This is a genomic window from Streptococcus sp. 477, assembly GCF_013277295.1.
Taxonomy (GTDB): Bacteria; Bacillota; Bacilli; order Lactobacillales; family Streptococcaceae; genus Streptococcus; species Streptococcus pseudopneumoniae.
This window is the reverse complement of record NZ_VMMQ01000038.1, coordinates 1-1,317: the sequence shown is the minus strand read 5'-3', so window position 1 is coordinate 1,317 and position 1,317 is coordinate 1. Positions and strand designations below refer to the sequence as shown.

Below are 1,317 nucleotides of genomic sequence, written 5' to 3'. Positions count from 1 at the left end.
GCTATATGGCATAAATCAAGTACCTTAGAGATTCCAAGTAATATTGAGTTAGCTTTTATCCCACCTTATACTCCAGAAATGAACCCTATTGAACAAGTCTGGAAAGAAATTCGAAAACGAGGTTTCAAAAATAAGGCTTTCCAAACATTGGAAGCCGTCATTGATAAGCTTCAAGAAGTTATTCAAGGACTGGAAAAAAGCGTTTTAAAGTCCACTGTCAGCAGACAATGGACAAGGTTGCTTTTTGAAAATGATTGAGTATAAAGGAATCTTTCGGTTTTTGACGACTCGCTTTTTCCTCTCTAAGTGTCCTTGTTCACGTAAGTTCTTTTCCCACGTGAAGAGAGTTCTGACGCCAACATCAAAAACCTTGGCTGCCTCGACATGGCTGTGCCCCTCTTTGATGTAATCTAATGCTCGCTGTTTAAAATCTGTACTAAAGGAAAGAAAACAAAGAAACGAGCCTGTGTCGAACTCAATCTTTCTGAAAGACAAATCAATGCCCTTCAACTACACTATTCTAACGCAAAATTGGAAGCCACTAATAATCTCATCAAGCTTATCAAGCGCAATGCCTTTGGTTTTCGGAACTTTGAAAACTTCAAAAAACGGATTTTTATCGCTCTTAACATCAAAAAAGAAAGGACAAAATTTGTCCTTTCTAGATCTTAGCTGACTTCAACACTCTACAGTTGACCAAGAGCCCCTTTTTACTATCCACTGTAGGGTAAGTATATCCAGCTAATGTGTAGATTACCCTAGTTCTTTTTAATTGATAAAAAATTGTGTATGTAAAAGCGATTGAGAATCAAATAGAATCATTTACTTAAGCTTCTTCATCATCTTTTTTCTTTTTAGAAAAGAGTAAACCTACTGCTCCAAAGATTGATAGAAGTCCTAGAGCAGCTGTAGTATTATCTGATCGTATACCAGTATTAGGCAACATTGCTCTCGTTTGATACGATGTAGGCTGAGTTCCTGCTACTATATCTGATACATTCAAGGCTGCCGCTGCCGCAACTAAGTCATTCTTAGCTTTCTCAACTTCTGCTTGACTTGCACCTTCTTTAGCTGCTACAGCTTTTGCCGCTGCAAGTGCTTGATCATAGGCAGTACGCTTAGCTTGGTCTGCATTCGTGTACTTGGCGTCAGCTTTTGTTGCATCTTCTTTCGCAATTTCAGCTTTCAACTCATCTTTACTTGTTGCTTGTCCATTCAAGGCTGCCGCTGCCGCAACTAAGTCATTCTTAGCTTTCTCAACTTCTGCTTGACTTGCACCTTCTTTAGCTGCTACAGCTTTTGCCGCTTTAAGAGCTT

2 protein-coding genes and 1 pseudogene are annotated in these 1,317 nt (G+C 39.1%); 2 read left to right on the top strand and 1 reads right to left on the bottom strand.

Features of this window, described 5'->3' with window-relative positions:
* Positions 1-258, top strand: a 258-nt coding sequence (locus tag HT691_RS05805) for a transposase (RefSeq protein ID WP_172925288.1), incomplete at its 5' end; no start/stop codon positions are given.
* A gap of 228 nt (positions 259-486) precedes the next feature.
* A pseudogene (locus HT691_RS05795) lies at positions 487-672 on the top strand (transposase); the annotation flags it as partial.
* Positions 673-826: 154 nt separating this feature from the next.
* Here HT691_RS05795 and HT691_RS05790 read toward each other — a convergent pair.
* The coding region (locus HT691_RS05790; protein WP_172925287.1) for an LPXTG cell wall anchor domain-containing protein at positions 827-1,317 on the bottom strand (491 nt) is incomplete at its 5' end.